Below are 19,864 nucleotides of genomic sequence, written 5' to 3'. Positions count from 1 at the left end.
CTGGCTTGCCGGCGATAGCGGTGTATCAGCAGCAGATGCATGTCTGACCCACCGCTATCGCAGGCAAGCCAGCTCCTACATAAAAGCCCCTCATCGGTAACGCCCATGCCTGACCTCGAACCTGCCCAGCCCCACCCGAGTCTGTGGCAGTTGTTTTACAACTTCGCCATGGTCGGCCTGTTCGGCTTCGGCGGCGTGATGCCCTGGGCGCGGCAGATGATGGTCGACCGCAGGCAGTGGGTCAGCGAACAAGGCTTCAACGAGTTGCTGACCACCGGCCAATTTTTCCCCGGGCCGAATATCGCCAACGTCGGCATCATCTACGGTCGGCGCCTGCACGGCTTGCCGGGTGCGGTTGTGACCGTGGTCGGCTTGTATCTGTTCCCCTCGCTGATCACCGTGCTGGCCGGCTTCGCCTATGCCAAATGGTGGAGCCATGACGTGGTGCAGCAGATCTTCGGCGCGGTGATGCCGATCGCCACCGGGCTGATGCTCGGCACCACTCTGCGCCTGCTCAAGGCCATGCCGCGAACCCTGGCGAATTACAGCGCGTTCGTCCTGACCTTCGTGTTGATGGCGGTGCTGGTGCTGCCGTTGTGGATGGTCCTGCTGATCTGCATTCCCAGCTCGTTGGCCTTGAGCTTCATGGGCAAGCAGAAGGTGGCCGGCTGATGCAGAGCGTGCTGTTTCACCTGATGATCCAATGCGCGCTGTGGTCGCTGATGGCGATTGGCGGCAACACCGTGGCCCTGAGCGATATCCACCGCTACACCGTCACCGACATGAACTGGATCACCGACGCCCAGTTCGTCGCCTTCTTCGCCTTGTCCCAGGCCTTGCCGGGGCCCAATGGCATGTTCCTGGTATTTATCGGCCAGCAAGCCGCCGGGTTGCCCGGCGCCCTGGTGGCCCTGACCGCCAAGCTGGTGCCCTGCTCGGTGCTCACCTACTTCGGCGCCGGCTGGCTGGAAAAACACACCAAAACCCCGTGGGTGCAGCGGGTCAAAGGCAGCCTGCTGCCGATCTCCATCGGGCTGATCCTGGCCGCCAGCTACATCCTGATGAACAGCCTGGAAAACAATGCCACCAGCCTGGTGCTGACCCTGGCCAGCGCTGCGGTGGTGTATTACACAAGGCTCAACGCGATTTGGCTGATCATCCTCGGCGTGGTGTTGGGCCTGTGCAGCGCATGGCTGGGAGTGAACTGGTTTTAGGGGCACAATCGACGGCATTCGAACAAGAGTCACGCCCATGCTGATCGACGAAGAGTTCACCCTCAAGAAGCTGGAAATCTTCCTGGCGTTCATGCGCACCGGCAACCTGGCGCGGGCGGCGGCTGAATTGCAGACCAGCAACGTCAGCGTGCACCGGGCGATCCACTCCCTGGAAAACGCCCTGCGCTGCCCGCTGTTCAAGCACGAAGGGCGCAACCTCACGCCGCTGGAAAGCGCCTATGTGCTGGAAGAGCGCGCGCAGAAGCTGGTGCAGGATGTGGTCGACAGCGTGCGGGTCACCCGCGAGGCCGCCGGCTTTTCCGCCGAGCGTTTCAAGCTGGGCTCGTTGTATTCGCTGACGGTGAAGACTGTGCCGCAGTTGATCATGGGGCTGAAGATTCGCCGTAGCGAGCTGAATATCGACCTGATCCTCGGCTCGAATTTCGACCTGCTGTACAAGCTGAAGAACATGGAAGTCGACGCGATCCTGATCTCCCTCGACGAACACGCCAACGATCCGGACTGCGAGCAGATCGCGCTGTTTTCCGACGACATCTTCCTCGCCACCCCAGCCGATTCACCCTTCGACCGCGAACAGGAAATCGACCTGGCGGACGTGCGCGACGCCACCTTCATCACCCTCACCCAAGGCTTCGCCACCCATCAGGATGGCAATCGCGTATTCAAGCAGGCGGGGTTCGAGCCGAAGGTGGCGATGCAGGTCAACGACATCTTCACCCTGCTGAGCATGGTCAGCTCGGGGGTGGGTTATGCGCTGCTGCCGGGGCGGATTGCGGCGGTGTATGAGAACCGGGTGAAGCTGATTCCCCTGCAACCGCGCTACCGTTTGCAGCAGCACATTGGCGTGGTGTTTCTGAAAGCCAAGGAACGCGACCCGAACCTGCTCGCGCTGTTGGCGGAGTGCCGGATGTATGCGAACCGCCAAACCTGACAATGATCCCCTGTGGCGAGGGAGCTTACTCCCGCTCGGCTGCGCAGCAGTCGTAAAATCAGCGCCCGCGTTGTTTCAGGAAGAATGCATTGGGACCGCTTCGCGCTCCAGCGGGAGCAAGCTCCCTCGCCACAAAAGCGGTCGACACATCTCGGGTCAGCCGACAATCCCGCGCACGATGAAGTACAGCACCGACGGCCCCAGCAAACACCCAAGCCCGGTGTGAAAGGTGGCGGTCAGTGCGCCATACGGCACCAACCGCCGGTCCGTCGCTGCCAGGCCTGCCGTCACGCCGCTCACCGTACCGGCCAGGCCGCCAAACACCATCGCCGAGCGCGGGTTATCCAGGCCCATCCAGCGTGCCGCCATGGGCGTGCCCACCATCACCAGGATCGCCTTGATCAACCCAGTCGCGATGGACAGCGCCACCACATCCGAGCTTGCACCCAACGCCGCCCCGGTCACCGGCCCGACGATGTACGTCACCGCGCCCGCGCCGATGGTGGTCATGCTGATCGCATCGCGATAACCAAACGCCCAGGCGATACTCGCGCCCACAATAAACGGCAGCACCGTGCCCAGCAGCAAGGCAATCGCACCAATCAAGCCGGCCTTGCGCGCCTCGGTGGCCTGTACTTCAAATGCCGTGGCCACGATGGCAAAGTCCCGCAGCATGGCACCGCCCATCAAGCCGATCCCGGAAAACAGCGCCACGTCCGCCAGGCCTTTCTGCCCGCCGGTCAAGGTGCCGCCCACCCAGGCCAGCACCAGCCCGATCACAATCGCGATGGCTGAGCCGTGGATGCGCCCGAAGGTCAGGCGCTTGGACAGCACCACCGAAATCCACATCACCACGCCAACAAATGCAAAGGCGGTGACCAAGCCGTTATTTGCCAGGCCTTTCTCGATGAGTTCCCACATATCAGCGACCTCCCGCGACAGGTGCAACCGCGATCAGCGGCTCTTCATCGGGCAACGGTTCGCCTTTGTGCGTACGGCTGATCAAAGCAATCGTGCAACCGCACACCACCACCGAACCAATCGCCGCCAGCACCGCCACCGGGCCGCCGTGCAGCGCGGTCACCACGTTCTGTTGCGCCGCCATCGCCACCACCACCGGGATGTACATGGCACCCCAGAAGCCGACACCCATCTCGCATTCCTTGGTCATGCCGCCGTGTTTGTGCATCCACAACCGTGCGCAGATCAGCAGGATCATCGCGATCCCCACCCCGCCCACGTTGGATTTGACTCCCAGCAACACGCCGAGCATGTCGCCCAGAATCACGCCGGCCAACATGCAGATCGCCAGCAACGCCACACCGTAAATAATCATGATGGTTGTCCTCAAAGTGCTTCATCGAAATTGTTGTTTTTGTGCTTCGAAAGCCTTGGGCGGCAATGCCGATCCGATAAAGATGAATACCGTACCTGTGGCGAGGGAGCTTGCTCCCGCTGGGCTGCGTAGCGGCCCTGAAATCCTCGGAGCGCTGCGCACTCCAACGGGAGCACGCTCCCTCGCCACAGGTCATTGGTGACCCGCTCTATCTCTTGACCGACCAGCATCAACCTTGGTGGAGCTCTATCGGTGATGATTTCCCTCCTCTCGCAGCAAGGCCTGCAAGGTGTCCAGGCGGGCGCCTTCGAAGGCGATGACGGTGCCTTGCTCGAACACCCGGCGCGCGAGGCCCGTGAGCACGGCACCGGGAGGCAGTTCGAGATGCAGGCGCACACCGCGCTCGAAGGCGCTTTGCACGGTGCCGCGCCAGTCGACGATCCGGCACATGTTGAAGGCGAGGTCGTCGCGCAGGTGTTCGGTGTCGTGGATCGGCCGGGCGCGGGTGCTGCTCAGGTAGTTGATGCTCGGCGGTTTCAGTGTCACTTGGGCGAATGCTTCGGCCAGGGCCTCGGCGGGTTTTTCCAGCAGTACGCAATGAGACGGCACGCTGACGGCCAGGCGTTTGGCGACGCCGTTGCCGCGCACCAGATTGGCGACCGCCTTCATGGCCTCATCGCTGCCGGCGATGACCGTCTGGTTGTCGGCATTGATATTGGCCAGGTAAACCGGGGTTTGCGGGCTGTGGACCTGAGCAAGCAAGGCTTCGACGGTGGACAGGTCCGGGCCGATAAGGGCGGTCATGCCGTAGCCGTGGGGATACGCGTGTTGCATCAATTCGCCGCGCAGGCTGACGAGTTTCAACGCGTCGGCAAAGTCCAGCGAGCCGGCGATCACGGCGGCCGGATAGGCACCAATGGACAGGCCGGCGACGTAATCGGGGGTGTGTTCCAGCAAACGCGCACTGACCACACCGGCAATCAACAGGCAGAGCTGCACGGCACGGGTCGAGGCCAGCGCTTCGGCAGAATCCAGGGTAAGCACATCCTCATTGAGGGCAGCACTGGCTTCGTCCAGCACCGCACGCGGCAGTTGCTGGAGCATGCCGGGACGCTGGGCGCCCTGCCCCGGGAATGCCAGGAGGCTGCTCATGCCAAGGCCTGCCACGGGTCGAGCACCAACTGCGCGCCACCGGCATTTTTCAGCAGCACGCGACGCGAACCACCGGCCCATTCACGCAACGCGACCGCGCCAAAAGGCGTTTGCAGTTGCAGGTCCACGGCGCACACCGCCGTATCCAGTATCGCCAGCAGGTCCTCTGCATCGCTGCGTTCAAGGCGCTCGGGCGTGCGCAGAATCAAATCCAGATCGCTCTTGGCATGCAACGCTTCGACGCCGCTGGCCAACTCGAAACCCGCACTGCCGGTGACGCCCCAACTCTCTCCCGCCAGCACCGGTCGCAACTGAGCGAGGGCCTGCAACGCCGGCAAATCCCTTGGCGAGATCACACCGCGCAGGTCTTCCGGCACCACGCGCCGCTGCACCGCCGCCATCGGCATCACGGCGGCGAAGCGCTGCTCGCGCAAGCGCCCGCGTACCCCCACCGCTACCTGGCCCGGCGACGCGACGGCACGCCGCACCACCACCGGATGCCCAGCGGCCAATGCTTCCAGCACCCAGGCCGGTGCATCAGCGGGCGCATGCGCCGGGGTCATGCCCCAGAGCAAGTCGTGAGCGTTCACCATTGCTCCCGCAGCAGTTGGCGCACGTGGCTGGAGGCCGCGCGGTTAGTGGCGCCCAGGCGACCGCTCAGGTCCCGACCGCCGGCCTGCACATCCTTGATCGCCTGCACCAGGCAATCGCTGACCCGCGCCACATCTTCGGTGGTGGGCTGCTCGATCTGGCTGACCGACAAGGTCTCCCAGAGCAAGCCGAGGCTGGCATAGCTGTCGATGTCATAGGCCATCGGCGGCACGCTGGCGGCCAGGGTTTCCAGCTCTTCAACACTGCGCAGGGTTACCCGCGCCGCCGAAGCCTTGCCCATGGCATGCACCATCACGCCGGGGTCGCGCAGGGCAATCAGGCGGTTGGCCTGGTAACCATGGGCGAGGAAGGCGCCGGACATCGCCTTGCCCACCAGCAGCGCGATCACCGGGTGACCGGCCAGGCGGGCACGGGCGTAGCTGTCGGCAGCGGCGGCCAATGCCTGGTGAATGCCCAAGGCCTCTTCGCGACGACCGTAGGCCTGGCTCGGCACATCCACGATGGCAATCAGCGGACGCTTGTCGCCGGTATCGATCGCTTCATCAACCGCCTTGGCCAAGCCCCAGCCTTCCAGCAAACCGACTTCACCGTTGCGAGCGCGAGGGAAGCGGTTTTGCGGGTCGGTGACCACCGCGATAAAGCGCACTGGCTGATCACCGAGCACACCGTCGGCGACTTTCAGCGAGTTCGGCAAACCGCTCACTGGCGCTGCGTCGCCGCTCAATGCGTTGAACCACTGCAAACCTCTCATGAGCGTTCTCCCTGATACAGATCGCGAACCGTCGCCGGGTCGATTTGCGGTTCGGCGTTCAGTGCGGCCAGGCGTTCCAGATAGTGATCAACCTGACGGCTGCGCTGGTTTTCCGGCAAGCCTTGTTGCAGCAACTCAGTGATCTGCTGCTGAATCTGCGCCACGTCGTCGGCCACATACCGGTCGGCCAAGCCACTGTTGAAACGCTGCTCACCGCCGGTCAGGCTCCAGATGAAGGGCCGGTCACGGGAGTCGTATTCTTCAAGGCCGGCTTCCTGCTCGATCACCTGCGGGCCGTTCAGGCCAAGGCGCGCCTCACGGGTCACCAGCAGATAACTGCACAAGCCTGCCGCGATGGACATGCCGCCAAAACAACCGACGCTGCCCGCCACCACGCCGATCACCGGCTGGTACTGGCGCAGGTCGACAATCGCCGCATGGATATCGGCGATGGCAGCCAAGCCCAGGTTGGCTTCCTGCAAGCGCACGCCGCCGGTTTCCAGCAGCAGGATGGCGCGCGTCGGGATGCCGTTGCGGTTGTCTTCAGCAGCCAACTCCAGTGCTCCGGCCATCTTTGCGCCGCCGACTTCACCGAGACTGCCGCCCTGGAAATTGCCTTCGATGGCCGCGATGACCACCGGCAAGCCGGCGATGCTGCCCTTGGCGATCACCACGCCGTCATCTGCCTGCGGCACCACGCCCTGGCGGCTCAGCCACGGCGACATGACGCGCTGGAACGGGTCGATCAGTTCGCGATAGCTGCCCGCGTCGAGCAAGGCCTTGGCTCGTTGCCGGGCGCCGAGTTCGACGAAGCTGTGTTTGTTCAGCAAGTCAGTCATGACCGATCTCCTCGAAGCCTTGCTCCAGGCGCAAGCGCACCACGCCGGGTGTGGCGCCGAAGTCGTGGATATCGATGTTCAATGCGGGGGGTGTCTGTTCCTGGAAGATCCGTTCGAACAGATGCTGCCAACGCAGCTGCGCACCGTTCACCGAGGTCTGCACCTGGATCGTCAGGGTGCCGGCGGTGCCCGGTTCCAGCAGCACTTCGAGGTCGCCGGAGCCGACGCAGCCTACCAGCGCGCGGCCCTTGGCGGGCTGCCCGGCGGGGAATTCAAAGGATAAGGTTTCCATCACAGCGCTCCGTCGAGGCGGTCGATAAACAGGCAGGCGGCCAACAGGTCGGCGGCGCCACCGGGGGAGGCATTCAGCGCCAGCAGTTGCTGGTCCAGCTCATGCAGTTGGCGGCGGCCGGCGAGGCTTGCGCTGCCGCCGGCGTCCAGTACGGCTTGGGCGCCCTGCTGCATGGCCTGCAAGCCTTCAGGACCGGCGCGGTAGAGCACGCAGGTGTCGGCCAGATCGGTCATGATCGCCAGCAAGGCGTCGAGGCGCGCGTTCTGTTCGCCGTGTTGCTGCAGGCGGCTTTTCTTCAGTTGGGGCAGGCCGCGTTGCAGCACCGACGGAAAGCCCAGTTGCGCCTCTTCGCGGGCACCGCGTGCGCCGTAGCGTTGTGCGACCTGGGCGCCGTGGCTCAGCGGTTGCGGTGCGTAACGGTCGTTGAGCAAGGCCAGGCGGGCGGCGCGCAACGTCACCGCGCTGGCAGTGCAGGATTCCGGTTGCAGTGCGGCGGCGGCGACTAACAGGCCGAGCGCCCAGATCGCGCCGCGATGGGTATTTACGCCGCTGGTGGTGACGAGCATCACCTGCTCACCTTCGCGACCGATGCGCCCGAGGGCTTCACGCAGGGGCAAACCGACTTCGCCAAATTCGACCGCGGCCTCGGCCATTTCCTTGAACGCCGGCCACAGCGACAGCGCCGAGGCGTGCATCAAGCCGAGGTGCAAATCGGTATGGGCGCCGTTGCCGCGACGGTCTACCAGGGCGGGTTTCGGCGACAGGTCCGCCTCATCAATCAAGGCGTCGACGGCCATGTCGGCCAGGCGTTCGGCCAGCGTCAGGTCGTGCAGTTTGAGTGCGTGCATTTACCAGCTCCTGAACTTGGCGGGCGGGTTGTACAAGCCACCGGACCACTCCACCAGATCGGCCACGCTCTTGGCGGCGAGCAGCTCGCGGGTGGCATCGGTGCGGCGGATGCCGAGGTCTTCGGGCAGCGCAATCAAGCCTTCGCGACGCATGCGTGCGGTGTCCTTGGGGTTGTGACGCATGCCGATGGCGGTCACCCCGGCCACGGCGGCGATCATCGCCTGGCGCTCTTCCAGGGAACGGGCCTTGTACAGGTAGGCGATGCCTTCTTCGGTGAGCAGGTGCGTGACGTCATCGCCGTAGATCATGATCGGCGCCAGGGGCATGCCGCTTTTGCGGGCGACTTCCACCGCGTCGAGGGTTTCGACAAAGGTGGGTTTGCCGCCTTCCTGGAAGGTCTCCACCATCTGCACCACGAGCTTTTTGCCGCGTTCGAGCAAGGCCTCGGGAGCGTCGTCGTGGCGCATGTCGAGCCAGGCGGGTGTGCCATGGCGGCGACCGCGCGGGTCGTGGCCCATGTTCGGTGCGCCGCCAAAACCGGCAAGGCGGCCACGGGTAACGGTGGAGGAATGCCCGTCCCCATCGACCTGTAAGGTGGCGCCGATAAACAGGTCCACCGCGTATTGGCCGGCCAGTTGGCAGAACATTCGGTTGGAGCGCAGCGAGCCGTCGCGACCCGTGAAGAACACATCCGGCCGGGCGGCGATGTAGTTCTCCATGCCCAGTTCGGTGCCGAAGCAATGAACGCTTTCGACCCAGCCGCTTTCGATGGCCGGGATCAGGGTTGGGTGCGGGTTGAGGGTCCAGTTGCGACAGATCTTGCCCTTCAGGCCCAGGGATTCACCGTAGGTCGGCAGGATCAATTCGATGGCGGCGGTGTTGAAACCGATGCCGTGGTTCAGCGACTGAACGTTGTGTTTTTCATAGATGCCGCGGATCGCCATCATCGCCATCAACACATGCACGGGCTTGATGTGGCGTGGGTCGCGGGTGAACAGCGGTTCGATGTAGAAGGGCTTGTCAGCGACCACCACGAAATCGACCCAGCTCGCGGGGATGTCGACGCGCGGCAGGTCGGTGACGTCATCCACCAGTTGGTTGACCTGGACGATGACGATGCCATCGCTGAAGGCGGCCGGCTCGATCAGCGCGGGTGTGTCTTCGGTGCTCGGGCCGGTGTAGATATTGCCGGCGCGGTCGGCCATGAAACCGGCCGACAGGACCACGTTGGGGATCAGGTCCACCACCAGCCGTGCGTAGAGTTCGATGTAAGTGTGGATCGCGCCGATTTCCAACAGGCCGTCTTCCAGCAACTGGCTGATGCGCAGGGACTGGGTGCCGGCAAAGGAGAAATCCAGCTTGCGGGCGATGCCCTTTTCAAACAGGTCCAGGTGCTCGGAGCGGCCGACGCTGGGCATGATCATGTGCAGGTCGTGGAGCTTGGCGGGGTCGGCCTTGGCCAGGGAGCGCGAGAGGAAATCGGCCTGCTTCTGATTGTTGCCTTCCAGCACCACGCGGTCGCCGGGGAGGATCAGGGCTTCCAGGGCTTCGACAATGCGCTCGCTGGGGAGCACGGCGCCATCGGCGAAGGATCGCACCAATGCGAGGCGGCGCTGCTTCTCATCGCGCCGCCGCGTCCAGCGCGAGTCGGGGGAAGTTGTTGTTGTCATGGTCGCTCCACGGGATTTGCTGTCGTGGGCTGTACCTTAGGAGGGTATTGGGGGGGCATCAATCAAGCTGGGCGGTGAACCGTTACGATTGGAGTAATGGTTAATTAGCAAATGCTGAGGCTCGGGCTCAACACAGTTCAGATGTGGGAGCGGGCTTGCTCGCGAATGCGGTGGGTCAGTTGATAAATCGGGTACTGACACACCGCATTCGCGAGCAAGCCCGCTCCCACATTTGCTCAGCGCTGTTCGGGAGAACGTGCGCAGAAGTCCCAAAATGGGAACGATCAGTCCCTTTTTGGGACCGATCCCACTTCGTCACATCGCCGCTGGGCTCACCTGCTCCAACGCCTGATCAACCAGTAACTGCCCCAGCTCACTCATCTGCTGAATGGCCAGCACCACGCCGCGCTGGGAACCTTCCAATTCAAAGGCCAGGTTGGAAGTCAGGGCGTTGAGTGAGGCAAAGGTTTCAGAAGCGTTGGCCAGCAGGGCTTCGGTGGATTGAGAGGGCGTGACGGTAAAGAGTGACGATGAAGCGGAAGTCGGAAAGTAATGATCCATGGCACGCTCGGCGGCGGCCTGGAGTTTGCGGTGTTCGATTTCAGCGTTGTGGGGCGGATTGGGGGTAGGTTTGAACATGATGAAACTCCTAAACAGATGAGTAAGGAGCGCCACCGTTCGCTTGCACGCGAATAAGGGTGGCGACCGTGCGCAGGTGTGCAAGACCGGGCCTGTTTAGGACACCCAGCAGGTCCGAAGACCTCCTGCGCGCAGCCGCCATAAAGCAGCGAGCACAAAAAACGCCCGTTGGATGGCTGGGCGTTTGTACGCCTAAACAGTTTCGTCGGACTTGCACGTCCGTGTCACCGTTTTTTGCGATGACGCACGAAGACTAGGCGCGATCGCATGGCACAACAAGTTCATGCACAGCGCGAGAGGTTGCAGGAAAAATCCGACCGTAAAGCGCACGCCGATGCGATCGTTCCCACGCTCTGCGTGGGAATGCATCCCGTGACGCTCCGCGTCACCACAGCGCGAGACTTAAGCCTTGCATCGCCAGCTGGACGCAGAGCGTCCGAGGCTGCATTCCCACGCGGAGCGTGGGAACGATCATCAACATGTGTAGCTCAGGCCAATCCGGCCTCGACCAACAACGCCTCCAATCCCATCAAGTCCGGCACCCTGGCCACATGCTCCCCCACCTGCACCGCCGCCAACTCCAGCGGGCACAACGGCACGTCCACATAACTCAACTGGCTATCGAGCTTGTACGAACGCGGAATCCCCTGGATCACCAACGCAATAAACTTCAACGTCGGCCGTCCTCCGAGGGTGTTCAACACCACAATCCGCGCCCGCTCTCCCACCACGCCCGACTCGCCACACGCGGCCTCAAAGCTGATCAACGGCAACTGCCGATCCCGCCAGGTAACCTGCCGCAAATACCACGGCGGCGCATCACTGGCCGGTTCGCCGCGCTGGAAGTCGATCAGCTCGGCCACGGCGACGTTGGGCAACAACAGGTGACGGTCGGCCAATGGCAGCAGCAAGCCGGTGAGTTGAGTTGCGCGGTGATCAAGCACGGGACTTGCTCCAGTAAGCGATGCTTTCCAGCAGCACCGACTCTTGATAAGGCTTGCCGAGGTAGTCGTTGACGCCAATCGCCATCGCACGATCACGGTGTTTTTGCCCGGTGCGGGAGGTGATCATGATGATGGGCATGCGCATCAGCCGCGGGTCGTCGCGCACCTGGATGGCCACTTCGAAGCCGTCCATGCGCGGCATTTCGATGTCGAGCAGCATCAGGTCCGGGGTGTGCTCTTCCAGCACGGCCATGGCGTCGATGCCGTCCTTGGCGGTGAGCACGTTCATGCCGTTGCGCTCCAGCAGGCGGCTGGTGACTTTGCGCACGGTGACCGAGTCGTCCACCACCAGCACCAGCAGCGGGCGCTTTTTCAGCGGGTCGTTGAGGATCAACGGAGCGTCCGCCGCCTGGGCCGGCAACGCCGGTGGCCGGGCGCGGATATGCGCCATCAGGTCGATGATCAGCACCACGCGGCCATCGCCAAGGATGGTTGCGCCAGACACGCCCTTCACCCCGGCAAACTGCGGCCCCAGGCCCTTGACCACGATCTCCCGGGTGCCGGCCATGGCGTCCACTTGCACCGCCACGCGCCGTTCGTTGCATTGCACCAGCAGCACCGGCAGCGGCTGGTACTGGCCCAGCAGGTTCGGCCGGCCGACGGTGTGCAGCAGGTCGCCGAGGTAGAACAGTTCGTAGCGTTGGCCGGCGTATTCGTAGCGCGGCGGGTCCTGCTGATAGTGCCCTTCCAGCTCATGGGGCATGACCCGCACCAGGCCTTCGATGGTGTTCAGCGGGATCGCGTATTGATCGTCGGCACACTGCACCATCATCGCCCGGTTGACCGACACAGTGAACGGCAGGCGAATGCGAAAGTGCACGCCCTCTCCCGGCGTCGAGTCGATGACCATCGAGCCGCCCAGCTGGCGCACTTCTTCATGCACCACGTCCATGCCCACGCCACGCCCGGAAATCTGGGTGATTTTTTCGGCAGTGGAAAACCCCGGTTGCAGGATGAACTGCAACACGTCGCGGTCGCTGATTTCCAGGTTGGGGTCGAGCAAGCCACGCTTGATCGCCTTGCGCCGCACGGCTTCAAGCGGCACGCCGGCGCCGTCGTCGCGCATGTCGAAAACGATGTCGCCGCCTTCGTGGGTCAGGTCCAGGGTGATGCGGCCTTTCTCGGGTTTACCGGCCAGCAATCGTGCATCGCGGGATTCCAGGCCGTGGTCGACGGCGTTGCGCAGCATGTGTTCCAGCGGCGCGACCATGCGCTCCAGCACGTTGCGGTCCATCTCGCCTTCGGCATTGCCGACGATAAATTCCACGTCCTTGCCCAGCTCGCCCGCCACCTGCCGCACGATGCGTTTAAGCCGTGGCAGCATGCGTTCGAAAGGCACCATGCGCGTGCGCATCAGGCCTTCCTGCAACTCGGTGTTGATGCGCGCCTGTTGCTGCAGCAGGTTGTGGGCATCCTGGTTGCGGCGGTCGAGGGTTTCCTTGAGGTCGAGCAGGTCGGAAGCCGATTCGAACAAGGCCCGGGACAGTTGTTGCAACTGGGAATGGCGGTCCATTTCCAGCGGGTCGAATTCTTCGTAGCCCAGGCGTTCGGCCTCGGCCTGCTGGCGGCTGAGGATGCGGCCCTGGGTCTCGGTGTCGAGGCGGCGCAGTTGATCGCGCATACGCTCGATGGTGGTTTCCACCTCGTTGAGGGCAACGCTCGCATCGTTGACCTGCTGCTCGATACGCCCACGGAAGATCGAGGTTTCACCCGCCAGGTTGACCAGGTCATCCAGCAAGTCGGCAGAGATCTTCACCATGTCGGCGGCCGGGTCGCTGGCCGGCACCGCCTCGGTTTTGGTTGCCGTCAACGCCAGCGGTGCGTCCGTCACTTCAGCCGGACGCACCAGGCTCTTGATGCGCTCGATCAGCAGGTCCACCGAGCCCACCGGCATGCCCGCCGCCACCGCATCGATCATCTGCGCCAGGCGGTCGTGGCAGCCTTGCAGCAAGGCGAACAGCTCCGCCGAGGGCGCCAGCAAACCTGCCGACAAGCCCTCATAGAGAAACTCCAACTCATGGGCCAGGTCGCCAATCGGGCCGATCTCGACCATGCGAGCGCCGCCCTTGAGGGTGTGCAGGTCGCGCAGCAGTGTCTCGACTTCCTGGCGATTTTTCGGCTCGGCCTGCCAGCGCAACAGCGCGGCGCCGGAGCTGTCGAGGATGTCGGCGGCCTCTTCGAGAAAGATATCCAGCAGCTCGGGATCACTGCCCGGCGTCTCGACTTCGGCGGCCGCTGCGGGCGCCGCTTGTCCGGTGCCTTGGCGCAACTCACGCAAGTGGCTGATCAGGTCGGAGGAGTCGCTCAACGGTTGCTGGTGTTGCAGTTGCTCAAGCAACAGCGCCAGCCGCTCATGACTGGCCATCAACACATTGGCCAGCTCGCTGGAATAGCTGTAGCGCCGGTCCACCAAACCTTCGTAAAGGTTTTCCAGCTCAAGGGCCAGGTCGCCCACTGCGCCGATTTCAGCCATGCGCGCGCCACCCTTGAGGGTGTGCAAATCCCGCTGCAACGATGACAGCGGCGCTGCGTTATCCGGGTCCAGCAGCCAGCGTTTCAAGGACTGGCCGGCGCTGTCGAGGATGTCCACCGCTTCCTCAAGGAAGATCTCGACGATCTCGTCATCCACCGCAAAACCCTGATCGAGCTTCGCCGTAGCGGCGCCCAGCTCGGAGATGCTCAGCGCGCGGCTGCCATCGGTCTTGATCAAGCCGGTGGCGGACGGGTCGAGGCCTTCATCCAGCAGCTCGCGCAGGGCGCGTACCCGGGCCGGCGCCGCGCTGATTTCCTGGCCGGCGGCCAGTTGGTCGAGCATGTTGATCAGGGCTTCGTGGGCCTGTTCGGCCTCGTGGAAGAAGCGCTCGCTGACCGCCAGGCTGCTTTCTTCCACTGCGCCGTAGAGGTCGAGCAAGGCTTCGCACAATTCGTCCATCGGGTGCAGGTCGGCGAGGTGCGCGCCTTCGCCGAGGGTGGTCAGTTCGTCCAGCAGCGCGCTCAGTTCCTGGCGTTCGCCGGGGTGCTGTTGCCAGCGGCGCAGCAGGCTTTCGGCGTCCAGCAGGATGTCCATGCCCTGGGCCAGGAAGTTGGCGATCAACTGCGGGTCGCGCTTGATCCGCAGGCCGGTGTTGGGCGCATTCAGCAAGGCTTCAAGCTGGCTGTTCAGCAGGTTTTGCGTGCGCTCGATCAGCCCTGCTGCACCATTGATGGCCGCGTGAGGGTCACTGTCCAACTGGCGCACGCCGCGCTGGAACAACGCCTCGGCCTCCAGCAGCAATTCGATTTCATCCAGGTCCAGCGGCAGGCGGTGGGCCTTGTATTCGCGGGTCAGGTGATCCAGCGGGCGCGCCAGTTCGGCGATGGGCAACACACCGGCCATATAGGCGCTGCCTTTGAGGGTGTGCAGTGCGCGTTGCAGTTCATCACTGACTTGCAGCGGCAGGTGCTCGGTGGCCTGTTGCAGGAAGTGGTTGAGGCTGTCGAGGTGGCTCTGGGCTTCGTTGCGGAAGATTTCCAGCAACTGCGGGTCCAGGGCGGCCGGGTCTGTGGCCGACGGTTCGACACGGCTGGCCAGGGCGTGCGCGCGCGCCGCCAGTTCGTCTACGTCATCGCGCTGGCGCTGGGCATCGTCGGCAAAATCGGTGATCAGTTCCGGCAGCAATTCCAACACGTCATCCAGCACTGCTTGCACATCCGGGCCCGGCGCGACGCTGCGTTCCAGCACGCGGTTGAGCAGGTTTTCCACGGCCCAGGCCAGCTCCGCCAACACCAGGGCGCGCACCATGCGGCCACTGCCTTTCAAGGTGTGGAAGGCGCGGCGCATTTCGCTCAGGGTGGCCTTGTCTTCCAGGCTGGCGGTGCCGGCAGGCACATAGCGATGCAGCACGTCGAGAACTTCGGCGGTTTCTTCGAGGAAGACTTCCCGCAGTTCATCATCGATGGCTTCTTCACCGGCGGGCGGCGGCAGCAGGCTGCCGGGACGCTGGAGTGCCGGCGGGTTGAGGCGCGAGGTGGGGCTGGCCAACGCATCGGCGAGGAACGGGGTTTGCTCCGTGGGCGTGTCACCCTGCTCAAGCAGTGCCTGGCGCCAGGGTTTTTCGGCCGGCAAATAGCCCAGCGCGGCCAGGCCTTCAGCGGCGACTTCCAGCACCCGTTCGCCCGGGGCGTCGTGGTCCTGGAGCATGCGTTCCAGGTAGTACTCGAGGCTGGTGAGCACATCGGCAAAATGCTCAAGCTGCGCCTCGGAAGGTGCGGCGTCGCCGACCATCAGTTGCTCGTTGACGTAGTCATTGCAGCCACGCATCAGGCTCGCCGCACGGGGCAGCGGAATCATCGCCAGCGCGCCGCGCACCTGGGTCAGCAACTCGGGCAGCGACTCCAGGCGCTGGAGGTCCCAGTGAGCCTCGATGCAGTCGATCACCAGCTCTTTGGCCTGGGTCAGGCACTGGCAGGATTCGCGGATGACGAGGTGGTGGATCTGCGTCAGGTCGGTGGTAGGCAGGCGGCTTTCTTCGCGGCGCTCCGGCTCGACAGTGCCGACCATCCCGGCCAGCGTGGCCTCGACGTAGAGCAACGCACCGGCAACGTCCATCAATACCGCATCGTTGGGTTCGCGCTGCCCCTGGGCCAGGCCGAGTACCACCGCCAGTTGGTCGATGATCACTTTGCGCGGCTGGCCGAAGCCCAATACCGCCAGGGTATCGGCGATCTGCCGCAGCGGCGCCAGCAACGCCTCAAGGTCCGAGGCGTGCTGACGGTCGCTGCGTACGAACAGGTCCAGGCGTTCCTTGACCCGCACCAGCTCCTCGCACAACGCGCCGAGCACCGAGCCCATCGCGTCGCGGTCCGGGCCGGCCAGGCGGGCGCGTTCGGCGTCCACCACGGCGCTGTCGGGCAAAGCTTCATCGAGGCCATATCGTTCTTTCAAACTTTGCATCCGTGGAGTCGGTCGGGTGACTTTGGCGACGTAGAACAACAGGCTCTTGAGCAGCTCATCCGGGGCCGGGGTGTTGATCCCGTTGATGCCCTGGATCAGCAGGCGCTTGAGTTGCTTGTCGCAGGCTTTGAGCAAACTGCGCAACGCCGGGCTGTTGGCAACCACGCCAATGAGCATGCCTTCCACCAGCGCCGAGGTCACCTGCCACAACGGTAGCAGCGGCGCACCATGGCACAGGGCTTCGAGGCGGGCGAAGACCCGCGCCATGTCTTCCAGGTTGCTGGGGCCGTGGTCTTCGCGCAGCAAACCGACCAGCGCCTGTTGCAGCATCTGCCGCCACTGGCGCAGCAGCTCGGGGAAATCCTCTGGCGTGCGCTGGGCCAGGGCGTCTTCGGGCAGCGGCGGGATCACCAGCAGTTGCGGGCTGAACAGGCTGGTTTCCGAGAGCAGGCTTTCGCCGCGCACGCTGCGCAGGTCGTTGAGCAGCGGCAGCACCACCAGGGGCAGGTCGCGCCGGGCGCTGTGTACGCGGTCGAGGTACAGCGGCAGTTGGCCAAGGCCCTGTTGCAGCAGGCGAATGCCTTCGTCGCGCTGGCTGACGCGCGCGCCTTGCAGGGCGAGGGCCAGTTGTTCCATTTCTTCAGCGAACAGGGCCGCGCCGTAGAACTCGACCATCAACAGGCTGCCATGCACCTGATGGATGCATTCCAGGCACTGGCCGATGGCCTCGCTGCTGCTTTCTTCAACATAGGCGTCCAGCGCCGAACGGGCCTGTTTCAGGGTTTCGGCAATTTCGCCCTTGACCCATTCGAGGGCCACGTAGTCGTGCCGATCAACCATAACCGCTCCCGTCTGAATTCATGAGTTGCTGGTAGTGCTGGGTCATGCGTACACCGATCTCAAAACAAAGGAGATCAACTGTGGGAGCGGGCTTGCTCGCGAATGCGGTGGGTCAGACAAAGCGTCGGCGACTGACACACCGCATTCGCGAGCAAGCCCGCTCCCACATTTGCTTTTCGGTGTTTTCGAGGGCGCATTTCACTCATCCACCCGCTTCGCCGCCGGCAAGGTGAACCCCGACACCGACCGCCGCAACTGACTGGCCATTTTTGCCAGGTTGCCGATGCTCTCGGCAGTGGCCGTAGAGCCCGACGAAGTCTGAGTGGTGATCTGCTGGATCACGTTCATCGTCAGGGAAATCTGCCCCGCCGACGACGTCTGCTGCTGCGCCGCGTTGGAGATACTCTGGATCAGCGCCGCCAGGGTTTTCGACACGCCTTCGATCTCTTCCAGCGCTACCCCGGCGTCCTGGGCCAGCCGCGCACCGCGCACCACTTCGGTGGTGGTCTGCTCCATGGAAATCACGGCTTCGTTGGTATCCGTCTGGATCGCTCGCACCAGGGTTTCGATCTGCCGCGTCGCCGCCGAAGAACGCTCGGCAAGGCGCTGTACCTCATCGGCCACCACCGCAAAACCACGCCCGGCATCACCGGCCATGCTCGCCTGGATCGCGGCGTTGAGCGCGAGGATGTTGGTCTGCTCGGCGATGTCATCGATCAGGCTGACGATGTCGCCAATTTCCTGGGACGATTCCCCCAGGCGCTTGATGCGCTTGGCGGTGTCCTGGATCTGTTCGCGAATGTTGTCCATGCCGTGGATGGTGTTGTGCACCACCTCGTTGCCCTTGTTGGCAATCTCTACCGAACGCTCGGCCACTGCCGAAGATTCGGCGGCGTTGGCCGACACCTGGTCGATGGACTGGGCCATCTGGTTGATCGCCGTGGACGCTTCGGCAATCTGCTGTGCCTGATGCTCCGACGCTTGGGCCAGGTGCATGGCGGTGGCCTGGGTGTCCTGCACCGCACCAGCCACCTGGCCGGCAGTGAGGTTGATGGTGGCCACCAGGTCGCGCAGTTGGTCCACGGAATAGTTGATGGAGTCGGCAATGGTGCCGGTGAAGTCTTCGGTGACCGAGGCGGTGACGGTCAGGTCGCCGTCGGCCAAGTCTTCAATCTCATCCAGCAGGCGCATGATCGCGTTCTGGTTGCGCTCGTTCTTCTCGGCGGTTTCCCGCAACTGGCGGTTGGTCTCGCGGACCATCACCAGGCCGATCAGGATGATCGAGGCCAGCGCCAGCAAGCCCAGCACGTAGCCGCCGATGGTGTCGAAAGTGCGCCCGTCCGCCAGGTTTTCAAAGCCGGTGGCCAGGTGCGAGGCTTCGTCCAGCAGGGTTTGCGACAGGTTGAAGATATTGCTCGCCGAGGCGCGCACCTGGAACAGCTGCGGCGAGGTCTCGAGGATTTCGTCCACGGAACCGGAGACGAATTCGAACAGCTCAGAAATCTCCGCCAACCGGGCGCGGGCGTCGTGGTCTTCAACCTGGGTGATGCGCAGCCCGGGATTGCCGTTGAGCATGCCACTGAGCACCACGCCAAAACGGTTGGCATCGCGGCCAAAGGCATCGGCGGCCTGCACGGCAGTCTCGTCCCCCGCGAGCACAGTGTTCACTGCCCCCAGGATGCGTTCGGCCAGCAATGACTGGCGCTGGGCCAACGCTACCTGGCTGGCCGGTGCGCCGCGTTGCAGCAGAATATCGACAACCTTTTCCGACTCCATCTGCAACTGCGGAACGGTTTCCGCCAGGGTCGCGGCCACTTGATGCAGCGACAGCACCGTTTGCTCGCTGGCCAGAATCGCATCGGCGTTTTTCAGCAGCGCTTCCCAGTCGGTCTGCACGGCGCGCATTTCGGCACGCACGGCGGTGGGTGCAGCGGGCAGGCCGGTGGCCGGGTCGCCTTTTTTCAGGTAACCCCAGCGCTGGGCAAAATCGTTGCGCGCATCCCCCAGCAGCTTGAACGCCGCCGCCTTGCCGGCGGCAGCCTCGGTGGCGTTCTTGGCGATGCGCTGGGACAGCACCCGCAGCTCACCGGCGTGGCCGATGTACTGTTTGTCGTAGGTGGACTGGGTGTTGAGGTACGCGAAGTTGGCGAACAGCAGCATGATGAACACGATCAGCGCGATAAACAGCACGATGATCTGCGAGCGGCTGCGGGAGGCTTCCTGGGGTTTGACCGGGGTGACGGTACTCATACGGCGACATCCATGAAACCTGGAGCCTGGGCCAGGGCGAAGGGGCTGAAGACCTGCCACAGCTGGTCGCCGTCGAACTGGCCCTGGATAAACGGCGCGCCGCCTGCGGTGCTCGTCGACAACGCGTCTTGTGCGAAATGCTGCATGCCCACCACCTCGTCCACCAACAGGCCGACAAACACGTCCTGATACTCCACCACCAGCACCCGCCGTTGTTTGCGCGCCACCGACAGCTCAAGGCCAAGGAAACCGCCCAGGTCCATCACCGGCAGCAAGCGCCCGCGCAGGTTGGCCACGCCCTTGATCCACGGCTTGACCCCGGGCATCAAGGTACAGCGCGGTTCGTGCAGCACTTCCGCCACCTCGCCCATGGGCGCAACGTACCAGTGTTCGCCCAGGCGAAACCCGATCCCACTCCAGCTGAGCAGCCGGGTTTCCTGGGACGGCAGGTCGGCAGCCAGCAAGCGGCAGCGGCGGTCGATGTCCAGCAGCAGCTCGAAGGCGGTTTGCGACTCGGTCATGGGAACGTGC

General features: G+C 63.8%; 17 protein-coding genes. 3 read left to right on the top strand and 14 right to left on the bottom strand.

The features are described from left to right. Positions 1 to 105: 105 nt before the first annotated feature. The 3 genes from AC3WKX_RS01595 to AC3WKX_RS01585 are packed head-to-tail and all read left to right on the top strand — an operon-like array spanning position 106 to position 2,166. Positions 106 to 672, top strand: a complete 567-nt coding sequence (locus AC3WKX_RS01595) for a chromate transporter (protein ID WP_003216826.1) — start codon at positions 106 to 108, stop codon at positions 670 to 672. Then, positions 672 to 1,214 (top strand): chromate transporter, encoded by a 543-nt coding sequence (locus AC3WKX_RS01590; protein ID WP_008434119.1) that lies wholly within the window; start codon positions 672 to 674, stop codon positions 1,212 to 1,214. The genes AC3WKX_RS01595 and AC3WKX_RS01590 overlap by 1 nt, the downstream gene beginning before the upstream one ends. Positions 1,215 to 1,251: 37 nt before the next feature. After that, positions 1,252 to 2,166 carry a LysR family transcriptional regulator gene (locus tag AC3WKX_RS01585; protein WP_003216822.1) on the top strand — a complete coding sequence of 305 codons (915 nt, stop codon included), beginning with the start codon at positions 1,252 to 1,254 and terminating at the stop codon, positions 2,164 to 2,166. A 156-nt stretch (positions 2,167 to 2,322) separates the two neighbouring features. Here AC3WKX_RS01585 and madM read toward each other — a convergent pair whose 3' ends face one another. The 14 genes from madM to AC3WKX_RS01515 all read right to left on the bottom strand — a co-directional run bounded on the left by madM (position 2,323) and on the right by AC3WKX_RS01515 (position 19,854). Continuing rightward, positions 2,323 to 3,087 (bottom strand): malonate transporter subunit MadM, encoded by a 765-nt coding sequence (madM, locus tag AC3WKX_RS01580; protein WP_003216820.1) that lies wholly within the window; start codon positions 3,085 to 3,087, stop codon positions 2,323 to 2,325. Position 3,088: 1 nt separating this feature from the next. Further along, complete coding sequence (madL, locus tag AC3WKX_RS01575; protein WP_102604131.1) at positions 3,089 to 3,502, bottom strand: malonate transporter subunit MadL; 414 nt, start codon at positions 3,500 to 3,502, stop codon at positions 3,089 to 3,091. 246 nt (positions 3,503 to 3,748) lie between these two features. Further along, entirely contained in the window at positions 3,749 to 4,654 is a 906-nt protein-coding gene (mdcH, locus tag AC3WKX_RS01570) for a malonate decarboxylase subunit epsilon (protein ID WP_102604130.1), read from the bottom strand. After that, entirely contained in the window at positions 4,651 to 5,247 is a 597-nt protein-coding gene (locus tag AC3WKX_RS01565; RefSeq protein ID WP_102604129.1) for a malonate decarboxylase holo-ACP synthase, read from the bottom strand. The genes mdcH and AC3WKX_RS01565 overlap by 4 nt, the downstream gene beginning before the upstream one ends. Further along, positions 5,241 to 6,017 carry a biotin-independent malonate decarboxylase subunit gamma gene (gene mdcE / locus AC3WKX_RS01560; protein ID WP_102604128.1) on the bottom strand — a complete coding sequence of 259 codons (777 nt, stop codon included), beginning with the start codon at positions 6,015 to 6,017 and terminating at the stop codon, positions 5,241 to 5,243. Before mdcE ends, AC3WKX_RS01565 begins: the two co-directional genes overlap by 7 nt. Further along, positions 6,014 to 6,856, bottom strand: a complete 843-nt coding sequence (locus tag AC3WKX_RS01555) for a biotin-independent malonate decarboxylase subunit beta (protein WP_102370090.1) — start codon at positions 6,854 to 6,856, stop codon at positions 6,014 to 6,016. The genes mdcE and AC3WKX_RS01555 overlap by 4 nt, the downstream gene beginning before the upstream one ends. After that, positions 6,849 to 7,148 carry a malonate decarboxylase subunit delta gene (locus AC3WKX_RS01550; protein ID WP_003216806.1) on the bottom strand — a complete coding sequence of 100 codons (300 nt, stop codon included), beginning with the start codon at positions 7,146 to 7,148 and terminating at the stop codon, positions 6,849 to 6,851. Before AC3WKX_RS01550 ends, AC3WKX_RS01555 begins: the two co-directional genes overlap by 8 nt. After that, positions 7,148 to 7,996 (bottom strand): triphosphoribosyl-dephospho-CoA synthase, encoded by an 849-nt coding sequence (locus tag AC3WKX_RS01545; RefSeq protein ID WP_102370091.1) that lies wholly within the window; start codon positions 7,994 to 7,996, stop codon positions 7,148 to 7,150. The genes AC3WKX_RS01550 and AC3WKX_RS01545 overlap by 1 nt, the downstream gene beginning before the upstream one ends. After that, positions 7,997 to 9,667 (bottom strand): malonate decarboxylase subunit alpha, encoded by a 1,671-nt coding sequence (mdcA, locus tag AC3WKX_RS01540; RefSeq protein WP_026077844.1) that lies wholly within the window; start codon positions 9,665 to 9,667, stop codon positions 7,997 to 7,999. It lies immediately after the preceding gene. 315 nt (positions 9,668 to 9,982) lie between these two features. Continuing rightward, a complete protein-coding gene (locus AC3WKX_RS01535) occupies positions 9,983 to 10,306 on the bottom strand; it encodes a DUF6124 family protein (RefSeq protein ID WP_102604127.1) in 324 nt (107 codons plus the stop codon). Between the two features lie 488 nt (positions 10,307 to 10,794). Next, on the bottom strand, positions 10,795 to 11,250 hold the full coding sequence (locus AC3WKX_RS01530) for a chemotaxis protein CheW (protein WP_003213725.1): 456 nt from the start codon (positions 11,248 to 11,250) through the stop codon (positions 10,795 to 10,797). Then, positions 11,243 to 17,083, bottom strand: a complete 5,841-nt coding sequence (locus tag AC3WKX_RS01525; RefSeq protein WP_102604126.1) for an Hpt domain-containing protein — start codon at positions 17,081 to 17,083, stop codon at positions 11,243 to 11,245. Before AC3WKX_RS01525 ends, AC3WKX_RS01530 begins: the two co-directional genes overlap by 8 nt. A gap of 198 nt (positions 17,084 to 17,281) precedes the next feature. Further along, on the bottom strand, positions 17,282 to 19,333 hold the full coding sequence (locus tag AC3WKX_RS01520) for a methyl-accepting chemotaxis protein (protein ID WP_008434142.1): 2,052 nt from the start codon (positions 19,331 to 19,333) through the stop codon (positions 17,282 to 17,284). After that, entirely contained in the window at positions 19,330 to 19,854 is a 525-nt protein-coding gene (locus tag AC3WKX_RS01515; RefSeq protein WP_102604124.1) for a chemotaxis protein CheW, read from the bottom strand. Before AC3WKX_RS01515 ends, AC3WKX_RS01520 begins: the two co-directional genes overlap by 4 nt. Positions 19,855 to 19,864 lie beyond the last annotated feature (10 nt).

This window comes from Pseudomonas sp. GP01-A4 (genome assembly GCF_058780865.1).
The sequence above is the reverse complement of the archived record's forward strand: the minus strand, read 5'-3'. Positions and strand labels throughout refer to the sequence as shown.